Annotated in this window: 15 protein-coding genes and 1 riboswitch; all 15 genes read right to left on the bottom strand. The window is 26.6% G+C overall.

Annotated features, from left to right (window positions below):
* Positions 1-404: 404 nt before the first annotated feature.
* Positions 405-1706 carry an NCS2 family permease gene (locus AWT63_RS04475; RefSeq protein ID WP_068268622.1) on the bottom strand — a complete coding sequence of 434 codons (1302 nt, stop codon included), beginning with the start codon at positions 1704-1706 and terminating at the stop codon, positions 405-407.
* 71 nt (positions 1707-1777) lie between these two features.
* A riboswitch (purine riboswitch) is annotated at positions 1778-1880 on the bottom strand.
* Between the two features lie 45 nt (positions 1881-1925).
* Positions 1926-3743 (bottom strand): heavy metal translocating P-type ATPase, encoded by a 1818-nt coding sequence (locus AWT63_RS04470; protein WP_068268621.1) that lies wholly within the window; start codon positions 3741-3743, stop codon positions 1926-1928.
* Positions 3744-3791: 48 nt separating this feature from the next.
* Positions 3792-3983, bottom strand: coding sequence for a 50S ribosomal protein L32 (gene rpmF / locus AWT63_RS04465; protein ID WP_068268620.1), 192 nt, complete (start codon positions 3981-3983; stop codon positions 3792-3794).
* A 78-nt stretch (positions 3984-4061) separates the two neighbouring features.
* On the bottom strand, positions 4062-4682 hold the full coding sequence (locus AWT63_RS04460) for a C40 family peptidase (protein WP_068268619.1): 621 nt from the start codon (positions 4680-4682) through the stop codon (positions 4062-4064).
* 11 nt (positions 4683-4693) lie between these two features.
* A complete protein-coding gene (gene dtd / locus AWT63_RS04455) occupies positions 4694-5131 on the bottom strand; it encodes a D-aminoacyl-tRNA deacylase (RefSeq protein ID WP_068268618.1) in 438 nt (145 codons plus the stop codon).
* A complete protein-coding gene (der, locus tag AWT63_RS04450) occupies positions 5131-6456 on the bottom strand; it encodes a ribosome biogenesis GTPase Der (RefSeq protein WP_068268617.1) in 1326 nt (441 codons plus the stop codon). The genes dtd and der overlap by 1 nt, the downstream gene beginning before the upstream one ends.
* A gap of 12 nt (positions 6457-6468) precedes the next feature.
* Positions 6469-7047 carry an IMPACT family protein gene (locus tag AWT63_RS04445; protein WP_068268616.1) on the bottom strand — a complete coding sequence of 193 codons (579 nt, stop codon included), beginning with the start codon at positions 7045-7047 and terminating at the stop codon, positions 6469-6471.
* Positions 7047-7763 carry a site-2 protease family protein gene (locus AWT63_RS04440; protein WP_068268615.1) on the bottom strand — a complete coding sequence of 239 codons (717 nt, stop codon included), beginning with the start codon at positions 7761-7763 and terminating at the stop codon, positions 7047-7049. Before AWT63_RS04440 ends, AWT63_RS04445 begins: the two co-directional genes overlap by 1 nt.
* Positions 7760-8650, bottom strand: a complete 891-nt coding sequence (locus tag AWT63_RS04435) for a D-alanine--D-alanine ligase (RefSeq protein WP_068268614.1) — start codon at positions 8648-8650, stop codon at positions 7760-7762. Before AWT63_RS04435 ends, AWT63_RS04440 begins: the two co-directional genes overlap by 4 nt.
* A complete protein-coding gene (locus tag AWT63_RS04430) occupies positions 8647-9111 on the bottom strand; it encodes an STAS domain-containing protein (protein WP_068268613.1) in 465 nt (154 codons plus the stop codon). Before AWT63_RS04430 ends, AWT63_RS04435 begins: the two co-directional genes overlap by 4 nt.
* Before the next feature lie 31 nt (positions 9112-9142).
* Positions 9143-10069: an Hsp33 family molecular chaperone HslO gene (locus AWT63_RS04425; RefSeq protein WP_068268612.1), complete on the bottom strand. Its 927-nt coding sequence runs from the start codon at positions 10067-10069 to the stop codon at positions 9143-9145.
* Positions 10070-10081: 12 nt separating this feature from the next.
* On the bottom strand, positions 10082-10630 hold the full coding sequence (locus AWT63_RS04420) for a hypothetical protein (protein WP_068268611.1): 549 nt from the start codon (positions 10628-10630) through the stop codon (positions 10082-10084).
* A 2-nt stretch (positions 10631-10632) separates the two neighbouring features.
* Entirely contained in the window at positions 10633-11169 is a 537-nt protein-coding gene (locus AWT63_RS04415) for an FUSC family protein (protein ID WP_068268610.1), read from the bottom strand.
* Between the two features lie 52 nt (positions 11170-11221).
* Positions 11222-13621 (bottom strand): BamA/OMP85 family outer membrane protein, encoded by a 2400-nt coding sequence (locus AWT63_RS04410; protein ID WP_068268609.1) that lies wholly within the window; start codon positions 13619-13621, stop codon positions 11222-11224.
* Between the two features lie 16 nt (positions 13622-13637).
* Positions 13638-18083, bottom strand: coding sequence for a translocation/assembly module TamB domain-containing protein (locus AWT63_RS04405; protein ID WP_068268608.1), 4446 nt, complete (start codon positions 18081-18083; stop codon positions 13638-13640).
* Positions 18084-18127 lie beyond the last annotated feature (44 nt).

Genomic DNA, 18127 nt, shown 5'->3' with positions numbered 1-18127 from the left:
TGTGTTAAGCATTCTGTCAGCGTTTATCCTGAGCCAGGATCAAACTCTTCATTCTTTATTTCTTTTCAAGTTTTTTATTCCCTTGTTTCTTTTCACAACACCTTTTGTGTCTCTTCTTTTTTATTTCTTAACATCTTGTTTGCTTTTCTTTATTCTTTCATTGTCCTTCGTCCCCTGTTTTCCAGTTGACAAATCTTATATTACCAAACTCATTTCCTTTTGTCAAGGACTTTTTTTATTTTTTCCATAAAAATTTTAAGTTTAATTGTTTAGGCCAGATAAATTGGGAATGATTGTACATTATTTATATAAATTATATAAAAAGAAAAGGCACAAATAAATTGTTATTTGTACCTTAACTTTGAGATTTAATAATTTGTGTGGTAAACGTTTATTATAAATAACTATCCTAATAACGAAAAATGAAGTATAAAAATAATTGTAAGGAACCAAACCGTTATTTTTATGTTCTTTACTTCACCTTTTGCTATCATTGTTATAACATATACAATAAATCCTGCTGCAATACCATCAGCTATTGAATATCCTAATATCATCATAATTATTGTGAAAAATCCTGATGATGCAGCTGTAAAATCATGCCAATCTATATTTGATAATTGTGTTGCCATTAATATTCCTACACATATTAATGCAGGTGCTACTACGCTTGGTGTAATAAGCGTTAGTAATGGAAAGAATAAAGTTGAAAGCAAGAACAAAGCTCCTGTTGTTATTGCTGTAACTCCTGTTCTTCCTCCAGCTGCAACACCACTTGTTGATTCTATATAACTTGTAACTGTTGAAGTTCCAAGAACTGATCCTATTATTGTTCCTGTAGAATCTGCAAGTAATGCTTTATTTATATTTTCTACATTTTCATTTTCGTCAACTAATCCAATTTTACCGCATATTGCTAATAGCGTTCCGGCAGTATCAAAGAAATCAACGAATAAGAACGTAAATACAACTATAAATATATCTTTTTTACCTATTATTCCTTTAAATCCTTGTAAAAATGAACCAAATGTTTCATATTTGAAATTTACAGATACAACATTTGAGAAATACGGCATATTTTCATATCCCATGTATCCTAATATTAAACCTATAACTGATGTTATAATCAAGCTGAAAAATAGAGCTGCTCTAATATTTCTACTCATTAAATATATTGTAATAAGAAGTCCTACTATAGCAAGTAGCGTTGAAGGATTTCTAAGATTTCCTATACCAACTAAAGTGGCTTCATTTTTAACTATTATTCCTGAATTAACTAAACCTATAAAAGCAATAAAAAAACCTATACCTGCCCCTATTGCTTGTTTTAATGATGAAGGTATAGAATCAATTATTTTTTTTCTTACACCTGTTAATGAGATAATTAAGAAAATAATACCAGATAAGAAAACTAAACTTAGTCCTTCTTGCCAAGTGTAACCATAAGTTAATACTACTGTGTATGTAAAGAAAGCATTAACTCCCATACCTGGTGCTAGTGCAACTGGATAATTTGCAATAATTCCCATTAATATTGAAGCTATTCCTGCTGAAAGAGCAGTCGCAATAAATACTGATTGTTTTGGCATACCTGTTGCTGATAATATAGCTGGATTTACCCCTAAAATATATGCCATCGTCAGAAATGTCGTTATTCCTGCAATAATTTCAGTTCTTAAACTGAATTTACCAAAACGTTTTAACATTTAATCCTCCCTTTTGGAGCAATAAAAAAATACTCCTTTTTTCTTTATTAAAACCGTTTATAATAGAAAAACAAAGAGTATTTCTCTATCATAGTCTTAGATTTAATGGCTCTAAGGTAGAAACGCCTTTACCACTTTTAAAAGGCTTATACGATTTTCTTGATTAAATGATATCATTTTTGCATATTTTTTGCAAATACTTTAACAAAATAATGCAAACTACCTAAATTTTTTCATTCTTTTTATATTTAGCATCGCTACAAACGATACCCCTACATCACCAAACACAGCTAACCATAATTTTGCACTGCCAAGCATTCCAAGTATAATTATTATTGCCTTAACAAAGATAATAATTGATATATTTTGATATATTATACTTTTTATTTCCTTTGATATATTCTTTAAATATGCAACCCCTTTTAAAGACTCATTATTAAATACTACATCAGCACTTTCTATTGCCATATCACTTCCGCTTATTCCCATGGCAATTCCTACACTAGCTTTTGCTATTGCAGGTGCATCATTTATACCGTCTCCTACAAAAATTATGTCCTTATTTTCCATAAGTTTTAATTTTTGTTCAGGTAATAATTCATAAAAATAATTATCTAAATGTATACTTTTTTTAATTTTTTCAACTTGTTCTTTATTATCTCCTGTAAGCATTGATATTTCTTTTATCCCTGAACTTCTAATCATATCAATTGCTTCTATACTATCATTTTTTAATTTATCAAAAACATATATATTACCAACTATAACATTATCAATAGCAACATATATACTTCCATTATCTTTGACGCTTATATTATTTTTCACCATAAGTTTGCGATTTCCAATAAGTACATTATGATTATCAATTGTAGCTCTTAAACCTAATCCTGATATTTCTTCATAATTTATTATAGTCTTATCAGTTTTTATATATTTTAAATATTTGACTATACTTTTTGATATAGGGTGATTTGAATATTTTTGCAATACATATATATACTCAAGTATTTCTTCATTTGTCACTTCTATTTTAGATATTTCAAATTGTCCCGTTGTTAAAGTTCCAGTTTTATCTAAATATAGCGTATTGATTTTTAAAATTTTATCAAATATATTTATATTTTTTATATGTATTCCCTCTTTTGCCAAATTAGTTATTGCATTAACATAAGTAAGAGGTATAGCTAAAACCAATGCACAAGGACAAGCTACTATTAATAAAACTATGCTGTTATATATAGATTTTTCAACATCAACATTTTGAAAAAAAAGTGTTGGAATGATAAGTATTAAGATGGATAATAAGATTACTATAGGGGTATACCATTTAGCAAAACTTGTTATAAACTCATCAACTTTAGTCTTTTTATTAAGTGATTCTTTTGTAAGTAAATATAATTTGTATAACGTAGAATCTGTATATTCATTAATAACTTTAATTTTTAATATATTTGTTAAATTTATACTGCCGGCATATACAATATCTCCAGTCACAACTTCCTTAGGTTTTGATTCTCCACTTAAAACTGCCTGATTTATATATCCACCTTGGTTTATAACAAAACCGTCAATAGGTATTTGCTCACCAACTTTTACTATTATTTCATCACCTTTTTTTATTTTTTCAACCAAAATATTTTCACTATTTTTATTATTTATTTTATCTACTGTTTTAACTTTAAATTTTAACAAATTTTCTATATTTTTATTTGACAATCTTTTTGAATTTTCCAAAAAGTATTCTCCCATTGTATAAAAAACCATAACAGCACTTGACTCTTCAAAGGCCCCTATTATAAACGCAGCAATAGTTGATATAGTCATTAATATATATTCACTGAAATAATCTTTTTTCTCTATACTTATATATGCTTTTATTAAAATAGGTAAACCTATAACAGCATACGCTAAGATATATAGTGGCGTATAAAAAAAATATAAATGAGTGTCCAAATAAAAATATTTTTGTATAAATTCTGTTATAAATGCACAGAAAAACACTATCCATCCTAAAAATAAAAGATATTTTTTTTCCATAAAATTCTCCATTAAAGAAAAATCCTAACCCAATAGGGATAGGATTAATTATTCTTCAGTTTTTTCTTCTTTTTCTGTTATTATTTGTCTTCCTCTATATAGCCCAGTTTCTAAATTTAATCTATGTGGTCTTCTTACTGTTCCATCTGCTTCAACAATAATTGCTGGTGCTGATATTCCATCATGTGATCTTCTCATATTTCTTTTTGCTTTAGAGGTTCTCTTCTTTGGTACTGCCATTCTAAGGAACTCCTTTCATTCAATTACATATAATACAAACTATTATATAAAATTTAAAATATATTTGTCAAGATGTTTTTATTTACTTGTTGTATCTCTAGCCTTTTCTATTCTCACTCCATATTTAAAATATTTTCCCCAATATTTATTATCTAAACTTGATAAAATTACGCCTTGTGAAGATGATGCATTTATAAACAAGGAATTACCTACATAAACCGCTGTATGGTTTACTCTATTTTCCGGTCTGAAAAATAGCACATCTCCAGGTTTCAAATTAGCTCTACTAACAATTTTACCTTGTTTTGCTTGATCCACACTAACTCTTGGTAACTCATATCCAAATACTTCTCTATACACTCTTCTTGTAAGTGCTGAACAATCTATACCTGACTTTGAATCGCCACCCCATTGGTATTTTGTACCTTTCCAATCTGAAAAACTATTCATAAGCTCATTATATAATATTAAATTATCAATTTGTTCATAAGCATTTGATAAACTGTCAACCAATTCATATTGCTTTAATTGTATATATGCCTCATCATGCACATATTCCTTATCAAAATTATCAGGTTCTTCTTGCTGTGCTTCATTTATTAAACAATCTATACCACTGCAATTATTCGTATCTGCAAAAGTTGTTGTTATTGATGTTATAAGGAAAATAAATAATATCATGATTTTAATTTTTTTCATATATAAATCTCCTAAAAATCAAGGATTACATTAACAGGTCCATTTGATTTTGAAATTGTATCCATTTGTGTTTTAAATTCTCCGGTAACAATATTTTTATATTGTGATTTTAGTTTTTCTATAAATTCATCATATATCTTATTTGCATATTCAAAATTAGCACTTCCATCAAAACTTAAAGTTTTTCCTTTTTTTGAGGTTGCATATAAAGAAAAATTTGGAACTACCAATATGTCTCCAGATATATCAACTATGCTTTTCTTTAATTTCCCCTCTTCATTTTCAAAAAAACCAAGTTTTAATAATTTATCAACAGCTTTTAAAACTCTATCTTGGCTTTCTTCTTTTTTTACTCCAACATATACTAATAAACCTTTTTTTATATTTCTTTTTTCAGTATTATTTATTAATATATCTGCATAGTCTACTCTTTGTATTAAAAGTCTCATTAATATCTATCCTCATTTTTCTTATTAAATACTATATCTAACGGACAACCTTCGTATCCAAAATATTCTCTTAATTTATTTTCAATATATCTTTTATATGAAAAATGAACTAATTCCGGATTATTTGAGAAAAATACAAATTTAGGTGGAGCAACTCCAACTTGTGTAGCATAATTTATTTTTACCGCTCTACCTTTTCTTGTTGGAACAGGATTTTGTGCTATCATATCTGCAAGAACTTGGTTTAAAATTCCTGTTGATATCTTTTTATTATACTCTTCATTAATATCAGAAACAAGATTTATTACATCAAGTGTTCTTTTTCCTGTAAGTGCAGATATTGTTATTACTGGTGCATAATCAAGAAATGGCATTTCAGCTTTAACTTTATCTGTAAATTCTTTAACTGTATTATTATCTTTTTCTACTAAATCCCATTTGTTAATAGCAATTATAATTGGCTTTTTAGCCTCAAAAATAAGTCCTGCAACTCTTTTATCCTGTTCTGTCACAAGCTCTGTACTATCTAACATAAGTATACAAACATCTGCTCTATCAATTGCCTTTACGGCTCTTAATACGCTGTAATATTCAATACTGTCCTCTAGTTTTGATTTTTTTCTAATTCCTGCCGTATCTATTATTGTATATGGTTTTGAGTTATACTTAAAACTTGAATCTATACTATCTCTTGTTGTTCCGGCTATATCACTTACTATACTTCTTTCTTTATTTAAAATTTTATTAACAAATGATGACTTCCCTGCATTTGGTCTTCCTAAAACTGCTATTTTAAGTCCTTCTTCAATATTATCTGTTTTATTTGAATCAAATTTAGAAACAACCACATCAAGCATATCTCCAAAATTTGATTTATGCTCTGCCGATATTCCTAAAACTGTTTCAAAACCTAGTGCGTAAAATTCAAAAATATTATCTTTATCTTTTAAATAATTATCTATTTTATTTACAGCTACTATTACCTTTTTATCTTGTTTTCTAAGTATACTTGCAATTTCTTCATCAAGCCCTGTAATTCCTGCTTTACCATCAACAACAAATATAATAACATCTGCTTCATCAATAGCAACATATGCTTGTTCTTTAATTTTTTTTAGCATAAAGTCGTTACTTCTTGGTTCTAATCCACCTGTATCAACTAGCACAAATTCTTTAGATAACCATTCAATATTTCTATAAAGTCTGTCTCTTGTAACCCCAGGCTCATTATTTACTATTGAAACCCTATCACCTATTAATTTATTAAATAATGTTGATTTACCAACATTAGGTCTTCCAACAATTGCAACTATCTGTCTTCTCATAGAACTCCTTTCTTATAGTTCAACTATATCTATATTATTTACTACTTTAAAGAGTTCTATTTCCTGTTTGGTAATAAATAACTTAAAACTAATTTTATCTAAGTAACTTTTTTCTATAATTTCCATATTATTACTAGATATTATTCTTTCAATATGTGATAAATTTGAATATTCAAATAATAATATCACATAAAATCTTTCAACATACTCTTCAATTTTAACTTTGTTTATAAGTAACTTTGCAACATTTGCATATGCTCTTATAAGTCCTCCCGCACCAAGTTTAACTCCACCAAAATATCTTGTTGCAACCATAGCTATATTATATATTTCTTTTCTCTCAACTATATCCGCCATTGGTTTTCCGGCAGTATTATTTGGTTCATTGTCATCACTATATTTAAAATATTCTACTTTATTTTCTATAACTCTATAAAGCGGAACATTATGAGTGGCATCACTATGTTTTTGTCTAATACTTTCAATATATTCACGAGCCTCTTTTACACTTTTTACAGGCTTTATATACCCTATAAATTTAGACTTTTTTTCAACAAATTCTATTATTTCTTCTTTTTCAATTATTTTCATTATATTATCAAATATAAAAGGAAATAATAAATTCTATCAAATATATCTGTATATCTTAATACAAGATATAGCAAAATAAATGAAATTATAGTATTTGATTCTAAGAAATAATAGATTTTACCATATAGTTTTGGTATAAATTGAAGAAGTATCTTACTTCCATCAAGTGGTGGTAATGGCAATAAATTAAATGCTACAAGAACTAAATTTTGAATTGTAAATGCTATTAAAATTTCTCCAAAAAAAGTTCCTTGTATAAACGTTATATTTTTAAATAAAATAAAACCAAGTATCGCTAATAATAAATTACATAATATTCCCGCTATACTTACAAAAAATACAGCATATTTTTTTCTACTTAAAGCATAATAATTAACAGGTACAGGTTTTGCACTACCAATTATTATAGGAGATCTTAAAATTATTAAAGTAACAGGTAATAATAATCCTGCTAAATCCACGTGATTTAAAGGATTAAGACTTAATCTTCCTGCTCTTTTTGCTGTATCATCGCCAAATAAGTATGCAACATAACCATGTGAAATTTCATGCAAAATTACACTTATTATTAATACTATAATTGTAATTAATGTTTCTGTAAATTTACTGCCTCTAAAAACATAAATTAATAATATTGTTAAAATTATGTATTTAAAATATGGATATTTTGCATCAAAGTATTCTATTTCATAAAATAATCTTCTTATTTTTTTCATTTACTTACCTCTATTAAAAGATCTAATATCTGTGAATAACTATATCCAGAATATGCTAAACTCTTAGGTAATAAACTTGTACTTGTCATGCCAGGTAAAGTATTTATCTCTATCATATATGCTTTATTGTCTTTAATAAGGTAATCTATTCTTGCGTATCCCTTACATTTAACTGCATAATATATTTTTTCAGTAAATTTATTTATTTCTTTTTGAACTTTTTCTTCAAAGAAATATACATACTCATTTGCACCATCTTTATCATATTTTGAATTATAATCAAAAAAAGTTGACTTTAGTGCATCTATTCTAACTGGAGAATAAACTTTCCCATTAATTATAGGAACTGATATTTCTATTCCTTCAATAACTTCTTCAACTAATGCTTCATTATCAATTTTAAATACTTCTTCCAAAGCTTTTTCAAGTTCTTGTAAATTTGTAGCAAAACTTATACCTATGCTTGAACCACCGCTATTAGGTTTTACTATAACCTTATTACCTAAATGTTTTGGATATTCAAAACTTTCACCTTTTCTTATTAACACATATTTAGCTGTTCTTATACCATGGCTTTCAACTATTCTTTTTGCAACTTCCTTATCCATACATATAGCACTTGTTAAAGCTTTTGAGCCACTATAAGCTATTCCCATAGTATCAAGTATGGTTTGAACACTTCCGTCTTCTCCAAATGCTCCATGTAATGCAATATATGCAAAATCAACATTCATGTCTTTAATTTTAAATATATCTTCTTTTTTATCTATTCTAAGCTCTAAAACTTCGTACTTATTTTTATCCAGTTCTTTTATAATCTCCATTCCTGTTTTGATAGAAACTTCTCTTTCTGTTGAAATTCCACCATATATTACACATACTCTCATTTTTCCACCACTTTTCTTAATTGTTCAACTACCGGATTAAAAACTATTGCATTTTCTTCATTAAGACCGGCTAATATTTCGTGCATTTCCAATATATGTTTTGGAATGTTAGAATTTGTAAAATTATTATTCTCTACTTTAACACCATTTATAGTAATCTGTTCATTAATAATTACTATAAATTTAAGTATACCCGTTTGCTTTAATGCTGTTAATACTTCATCTGTTGGCTTTATTATACTTAAATATTCACTATATTTTTGCATATATTCCATAGTATATTTAGCAATTAATCCTAAAAATGTACTATCTATGTATGTTGTTTCACTTAAATCAAGCATAACGATTTTATCTGAATTTTCAAATAAATCAAGTACAGCTTGACTATTTTTCATAGTTGCTTTCCCATAAACTTTAATAACATTTACATTATCTAACGTTGCATATAAAATATCGTTCACAAATTTTCTCCTTATTTTAACTTGAACTTTCTTAATTTAACGACTTTTCAAACTCTTTATAATCCAGAAAAATATATGGTTTTTCACAAAAACTACAAACAGCTTCTATTTTCCCATCTTCTTTTAACATATTTAGAAGTTCATCTTTTGTACTTATTCTTGTTAATAAATCTTGAAATTTTTCACGAGAACAATCACAAGTATATTCTAAATCCTTTATTTCAAGTATTTTGTAATCCTCAATATTTTTTGCTTTTGTTCTTTTATCTACATTTTCAAAAAGTATTTCTGCAATTTTTTCAAGTGAAAAATTATGTTTTAATAAAACAGGTACACTATGTATCATATCAATTTTTTTTCTAAGTTTTTCTAATACTTTTTTATCTCCGCTAGGCAATAATTGTATTAATATACCTCCCATAAATAACACATCTTTATTGTCTTCACTTTCTAAAACAGATGTAGATATGATAGTAGGTATTTGATCTGATCTTTCATAAAAATCAGTTATTACATTTGTCATACTATCATTTTCTTCAAGTTCTATTTCCGTTACATACGGGAATTTTAAACCATAGTCTGATTCAAAGTATACTACACCTTTACCCATGGTATATAACTCATGAAATTTATCAATATTTTCATTTTTTATAGCATCTAAAAATTCTGTTAATTGTTCAGGATTAAAACGGCTACTTGACATTATTTTCCCATTTGCACCATTTCTAACTTTGGAATTTCCTAATAGTTTGTCTCCTTTAACAACTATACTGTATTTTGTGTTATCCCCTTTAACATTTCCTGATAATAAAGAAGCAATAGTTATTAACTCAAATTCTGTTTTGCACATAAATGCTTCTGTAGGATATTTTTCTAAAGCTTTATTTCCTATTTCTGTAGTATCTGCTATTGCAAATCTAACATTTTTTGTTATTCCTATTAATACTTTTGAACTCATTATTATTCTTTATTACCTTCCCAGATTTGTTAAATTTGATATTGTTGAATAATATCCTCCAAAGATTTTATCAACATTATGACTTGTAAGCTTTATTTTATACTTACCTGATTTTTTTACTAATACATATTGATCCACAACTTTAATTTTTGCTAAATTGGGATTTTTAAGTACTTTAGACAATTCATCTTCAATTTTAACATCAGCATTTCCTTCAAATGCTTTTTTAAACATTGATTGAAACACTTCAAGAAATACTTTTTGTACATCAATATTTTCTACTGAAACATTTACAATAACACTCTTATCTTCTTGAACCGCAACATTAAGAATTTCATAATTAAAATTTCTATACAAAGCATTAAAGAATGTTTCTTGTATTTGATTACCATATTTAATTTCTAAATTTTTCGCAAATTCAGCATCATCTGTATATTTAATAGCTTCTTCTATTTTCTTTTCTTTAACACTTCCCAAAAATGTATCAACAGTTTTTTCAGGGCTAATTCCACAACTGAATAAAATAATTGACATTAAAACAAACAGTATGTTTTTTTTCATTTCTATTTTAATCCTTTCATAACATTAATTGTCCAAGCTACCAATACTGCCACTATTACCCCAATAAGAGTTGCAGTAAATCTTCCAAATAAATAAAGTTCTGTTGTATTTACAGGGTTTTGTATTACTAACCCCAAAAATGCAACTGCTCCGACCGAAGGCGTCGGTATACCTAAAAACTTATACCCTATCTTAAATATTAAATATGTACCTATTCCGGCTATAAGTGGAATGAATATAAGGGGGTAGGGAAAATGAGTAAAACAGTACATAACAAGTTTTGTAGCAGGATAACCTATTATTATCCCTAAAGTTGTTCCCCAAACTCTATCAAAGCCTGTTTTTGTACTTTTCTTTCCATCATAATGCGATGTTATAGCTGCTGAAATACCTGCTGAAAATATAGCGAATTTATCAAATTTAAGATAATACACACTAACATTTTTTGATGCTAAATAATAAGTTATCAAAACTGCTACATAAACAGATACTCCCACAACTAATGAATGTGCATTCCCTTGCCTACTTGTTTTTTTCATTTTTCTCCTTCTATCAAAGTAAGGACTAACATCTGCTAGTCCTTAATATATATTAGAATGTTTGACCAAATCCAAATGAGAATTTACCTTTGCTATTTCCATTTGCATTAATTAAAGGCCAAGCATAATCTAGTCTTATTACTCCTATCGGTGTAGTTATTCTTGCACCTAAACCTAAATCAATTTTTAAGTTTTCTTTTTTAAATATATCTTTAAATGCTGTATATTGTTGTAGTCCAGTAGTTGAATTCGTTCCAGTTGGTTTTGAATTTAATCCAAGTTCTCCAAATGCTACTAGTTGTATATAGTTATTGATGTATGTTCTATTTTCTGCTGTTGCTGTAAATATGGCATTGGTAGCTTCATCATTATAACCTCTTAACGTGGTTCCATCATTTACCCTAAACATCAGATTTTCAGGCGTACCTTCATTTGCATAACCTAAAGTTATTCTATATGCCATTGAATTTTTATCTTTGTACACACGATGATATGCTCTAAAGTCAACATTGAAACGATTGAAGAATCTGTGATTTAAGGTTTGGTTACTAGTATCACCTAAAGTAATTTTACCATTATTCTTTTCTTTGAATTTTTTCACTTCTTCTTCATATTTTTTCTTTGCTTCTTCTAAGTCTTTAGAATTTTTATTTTCTTTAATTTTTTTATCATATTCTTCTTTTGCTTTTTTTAGAGCTTCAGCATCATTATTTCCGTTCTTATTATTAACACTACTTCCAGCAACATTCATGCTCTGAGTTTTCTTAGTATCATTCTTTCCTTCATATAAATTTTTTAATTCTTCTTTCTTTCTTGTTAGATAACTCGGCTTAACACTCTTATCTCTAAATATGTATCCTAATTCATACGTTGCTGATAAATAGAATCCACTTCTTGGTAAATATGAGTCATTTCTTGAATCGTAAATTACAGTTGTTGCAACTGAACCCAAAGTATAGTCTACTAATACTTTTTGTTGTTCTTCAGCATTGGTACTTCTTACTCCATATATTCTTGGTTTTACTGAAAGGAAAGTGTTTCTTGCAACACCTTTACCAAGTGTAACACTTGCTCCATATACATATGAACCTGATATTCTTGTTACATTTTCAAGTATTGAAGGCAACTCTCCATCTTTTTCAAGGTCTGCTTTTCTTGCTTTTTCTCTTTTGAAAAATACATTAGTTCCTACTTGAAGTCTTGGAGTTCCTTTAATCCAAGGGTCAAAGAATGAAAAACTTAAATCGTAGTTTCCTCTTGTCCCAAAATTTGTTTGTAATGATATTTCTTGTTGATTACCTAAGAAGTTTTTATCTGAAAGTGTTATACCTCCTGTAAATCCTTCTTTTGTTTCATAAGCTACTTGTCCATTTATTGATGTAGATGGTCTTTCTTCAAGTATAAGAGTTACATTTCTACCATTTGGATCATTTGCTACACCCTCTATTTTAGGTTCAACTGAACTAAATAATCCTGTTTTATAGAACTCTTGTATAGTTTCAGTTATACTCTGATTAGTAAGAATTTCACCTTCTTTAAGAGTTGTCATTCTTTCTAATACATATGGTTTTGTTTTAAGTGTATATTGTCTTTCACTAAATCTTCTACCATCTTGTTTTTGAACTGTTTTACCAAAAGTTACTTTATTAATTTTTCCTTCTGATATTTTCATTTGTATATTTCCGTCGTTATATTTCACATCTATTATTCTTGCAGTTACTATACCGTATTTTTGATATAGTTCAAGAATAGGACTTGTATTAGGATTAAGTGCATTTGCATTTATTACCTTACCTTCAATAAGTCCTGCAACTTCTTTTATTTGTTCTACTGTAAATGCTGTAACACCATCAATAGTTATGCTTTTTAATTTTGGATTTTCTTTTACTTCAAATTTTACATTAACTGTTTTAGTATTACCATTTCTATCAACAGAAGGTTTTACACTTTCAAAATATCCTGTTGATAAAATTGCATTAGCAAGTACATTTACAGTTATAGGAGTAAAATACTCTCCAACTTTTACAGAAGAAGCATCTAAAATTTCTTTTAAATCAACCTCAGTATTTCCAACAACTTTAACACTGTTTACAATTAAATCTGTTCTTTTTGATGCATTAATAATTGCTTGTCTATTTGCTAATTCTTCTTTTGCATTATTTACTTCGTCTACTTCAAGTAGTAATGATACTTCTGAGCCATTTATTGTAGGATAGATATTTACATTTGAAAACACTCCTGTATTACGAAGTGCTAAATATATATCACTTAATTCCTTATTTGCATATTGATCTCCAACTTTTACCGGTATACTTGATAATACATATTCTTTTGTTAATTCTCTTAAATTTTTTACTTCAATTTTAGTAATTTTCATGTTTTCAATTCCAAAACTCGCCGTTGACATAATAGAGATTACGGCGGCAAGCCCAAATCCTAATTTTTTATTCATAATTACTAATCCTTTCTTATTTCAAAGTTTCTCTCTTATCAAAGATATTTGATAAATTATCAAAAAAGTCAGAAAAATCATCAAATTTCTTAGAGTAATTAATACCACCGTAGAAATGAATATTTTTAAGATTGAACTCATTTCCATTTTGTCCTTTAATTCCTATATTAGCACCAAATGAGTCCTTGAATAAATATGATATCCATAAATCATATTTTATTCTCTTTAAATCTCCATTAAATGGTAATGAAGCCTTTGTATTCCAATAAATTTCTTTATTTTTAATTAACCTACTTTGTAGATATATATCTGCCGAAGTATTATTTAATAAATTATTAAGTTCTAATTTATCTTTGTCTTCAATATTAGCATTTATATCAAATTTTGTAAGACCTATTGTTTTTCCAATCATGTTTGTTATTGGACTAAACAATTGATTTACCGCTGTTTCTGTTGCTATATTTATCACGTTTTTACCAAAACTTAGTCCAGTTTCTGTATTAAGCTTAAATCCTCTAAATGTTAATAACTCCAAGATTTCATCTCTTGATTTACCGGAATCAGATTTGAACTGGATATTTTTTTCACTAATAAAGCCTACAGAACTCACCTCAATATTTTCTTTTCCTACCCGTGTTGTTGCTCTTAAATTAATATATGGATTAATTATTGTACTTTCCACTTTATTTAAAAACTGTAGTTCAAATTGTTCTACAGAAAATACATTATTATTTATATCAAATGAACCCTTAGTTACATTAGCATCACCATAAATATGTGGTAGTCCATTTTCATATATTAAAGTTAATTTTGCACTTAACTCTCCCATTATATTTTTTGCAACAAGATATGTAGGTACGTCTATAACTATAGGTTTTGAAGTTTCTAAATCAATTGTAACCAAGTATTGTTTTAACAAATTGTTTATAACTTCATTAATAAATGTATCTATGTATCCTTGTTTTACATTTGTATTGTTATTCTTTTTCTTATCAATAAGTGATAATGATGACACTGTTCCGGAGTTTATAATAATATTACCTGTAATATTTTCTCCCTTAATATTTAAATCACCTGTAAGAATAGCTTTATTCCCTTTATATTTTATCAACATGTTATTTGCATTCATATTTAAATCAAATTTACCTAATTTTAATCTTCTAGTTTGCATAAAATCATCAGATACATTTGGTAATGTTAAACTACCTGATATATTTACAGTTCCACCATTGAATAAACCGTTAAATTTGTTAAAGTTTATGTCCTTGTTAATAAAGCTTAGGTCAACATTAAATTTACTGATATCATAATCTTTATCTTTAGTTTTAAAATTGAAATTATCAATTTTTATTGATCCTGTATGACTATTTTTATTAGCAACAAAGTCTATATTTGCCATACCCGAAGATTGTGATATATTTGAATTAAGCAATTTTAAAAAGCTTAAATCAAAGTCTTTTGCAACTACCCTTATATCATAATCTAATGGTTTATGTATAATATATCCTTCAATAAGCACAGGATTATTTTGATATTCAAAATACCCTTGCCCTATATTTATACCATCTTTATTAGCTTGTAAACTTAAAGTTAAATCCTTAATATTATTATTTTTAAATTTCATATTACTTGAATTTAACATTATTTCTGCATAATAATCATCTAAATTACCTTTTAATGCTGCTCTTACTTGAATTTTACCGTCATATTCTTTTCCAAGTTTTGATAAGTCAAATTCCTTATTTTTAATATCATAATTAAGATTTAAATTTGCTAAATTAAATTTAGCATTTGTTTTAAATAAGTTTGCTCCATCTTTACCTTGTATCGATATTTCTTTAACGTTTAATATTCCTGTTCTAAATAAGTTTGTTATATTTCCGCCTGTATATTCAATATTAAGTTTTGTATTAGGTATTTCTAATGATTTATATGATATATCTTTTAAATAAAGATCCATATACGCACTTACATTATTTGGTGTACCTTTAAAGTTTATTGTTGATTGTATATCCGTTTTAAGTGAAGTCGTATTTAATATTTTTTGCAACTGCTGTGATATAGTAACATTTATATCTATTTGCTTGCTGTTAAAATCATATGTTCCCTTTAAATTATTATCATCTAAAGTCATATTATCAATATATAATATACTATTTTTCATATTCATGTCTGAAACTAAATAACCCATTTTTACGCCATTTATTATGACAAAAGATTTGCCTAAATTTATTTTAGCTTCCAAGTCATTTAATTTACCGTTTGCAATAATATGAAGTTTTGATATATTTGTGTTTATATCTATGTACTTATTTGTAGTATAAACCATGTATTTATTTAAAAATAAGTCAGCATTTATTGATTTTGTGTCTAGGTTATAAACTAACGTTCCAGATAAATGTTCATTTTGTATATTATTAACTAATAATTTTTTATTTTCATATGATATATTTGCACTAATATTTTTTAATCTATGATATGCTTTCCATATTTCTTTTGTATTAATTGTTGCCAATGCACTAGGATTTTTTAAAATATTTGTAATATTTCCGCTAATTTTAATATCTTGAAACTCACTTATATAGTTTATATAATTTGAACTTATATTAAATTTCGCATCTAAATCTTTTCCTTTTCCTGTTAAAACAGCTGAAAAATTAAGTGGAATATATTTATTCGCATCTTTTATCTTTTTATCAATACCTAATATTTCCATTATTTTTTCAAATTGTAAATTTCCATTTATATTGTAATTATGTTCAAATTTACTATTAGTGTTTCCAGTAACTTTTACTATGCTATTTCCTTGTATAACATCTGAATTAAGAAATAAGGCGTTATCTTTTATTTTTGCATTAGTTTTTACATTTACATCATATCCGTTTACAAGAGTTGATACATCTATATCAGACATTAATTTCTTGTTATTCGTATCGTATACCAGACTTTTAATTTTAAAATTATTTGACAAATCAATACTATTATACTTAAAGTTTATTGTTTTTTTACTTTCAGCACTTAGCGTAATTTTATTATTATCATAAGTTAAAAGACCTGATATTTGGTTTGAATTTATTTTTGCCGACATCTTATTTGTCGATTTCATTTCAACATCTACACTAATTTTATCAAGTTCAAGTTCTTTTGTAAAATTAGTTATATTAACCCTACCATTCGCAAGCATTTTATTAAAATCAACATTTAAATTAAATTCTAATAATTCATCAATATTAATAGATGATTTTTTTACTATATGTGTTTTACCTTTTAACTTGCCATTTTTTAAATTTATGTCTATATTTTCTAAATTAATTCCTGATGCTTCAATGTTTTTTGATTTAATAGTCCCCGATATATCTTCTAATTTATTTTCATTTTGCAAATTAAATTTGAAAAGTATATCTGCACTTACATTACCTTTTAAATTTAAATTTTGTTTATTTATCAAAGAATATTTATTTAGATACTCGTATGGTAACTCATCAAATTTTATTTTTGCATTTAATTTTTTTGTATTTATATCTGAATTAATATCTATACTGACATTTTTCTTTTCAATATCCGCTGATACATTGACATCAACCAAATGTTTATTCATCTTTACATTTGCCGTTATATTTTTAAAAATCTTATCATAGTCCTTGTATTTAAAGTCTAAACATTCAACTTTTAAATTACCGTAAAGCTCTAAAGGTTCTTTATTTTTTGATAATATTATATCAAAATTTCCATTTAAAATATTTAGCTTTGCATCATATAACTCAAAAGGTAAAAATTGTGCCGCTTCTTGTGTAAAAGTTGCATTTTCAAAACCTAAACTTATTTTTTTATCTTTTAAACTTTTATCTTTATCATCTTTAAAACTAAATAATGATAAAACGCTTTTACCTACAAAAGGTATATTCGTATAACCAAAAGACATTTTCTCGTTATTATGTTCTCCAGTTAATGACAATTTAATGTTGTCACTCATATTTGAAATAAGCATTCCGTGTACATTTCCTAACGATTTTTCTATCTTTTGTTCATACTTTGTATTTATATACGTTGCATTTATATCCTCAAAAGTAACAATACCAATATTACTCACTCTTTTTATTGATGGCGTTTTAGAGTGTCTTAAAATATTACTTAAATTAAGTTGCCAATCTTCACCCTGTTTGATTACTATATTACCACCTTTAATCTTAACAAGAGAAACTCTTGATACTAAAAAAGGATTAGGATAAACATATGCTTTTTTTACAAAACCTACATATTCATTGCTTAAGTCTTTAAGCTCAATATTTTCTGCCACTATTTTATATTTTTCAAATTTTATTGAACCAATCTTGACATTGGTTTTCATAATATCATCTAAAATATATTCTGCCGTTTTATCAATATTTATCCACGTTAAAACAAATGTGAGAAATAAAAGTAATAGCGTTATTAATATTGTATTTATCTTAGCTTTTTTCATATATATCAGCTTCCATTAAATTTTACATTATATTATTTTACTAT

The organism is Caviibacter abscessus, from assembly GCF_001517835.1.
GTDB lineage: Bacteria > Fusobacteriota > Fusobacteriia > Fusobacteriales > Leptotrichiaceae > Caviibacter > Caviibacter abscessus.
This window is presented reverse-complemented; position numbering and strand designations above follow the sequence as displayed.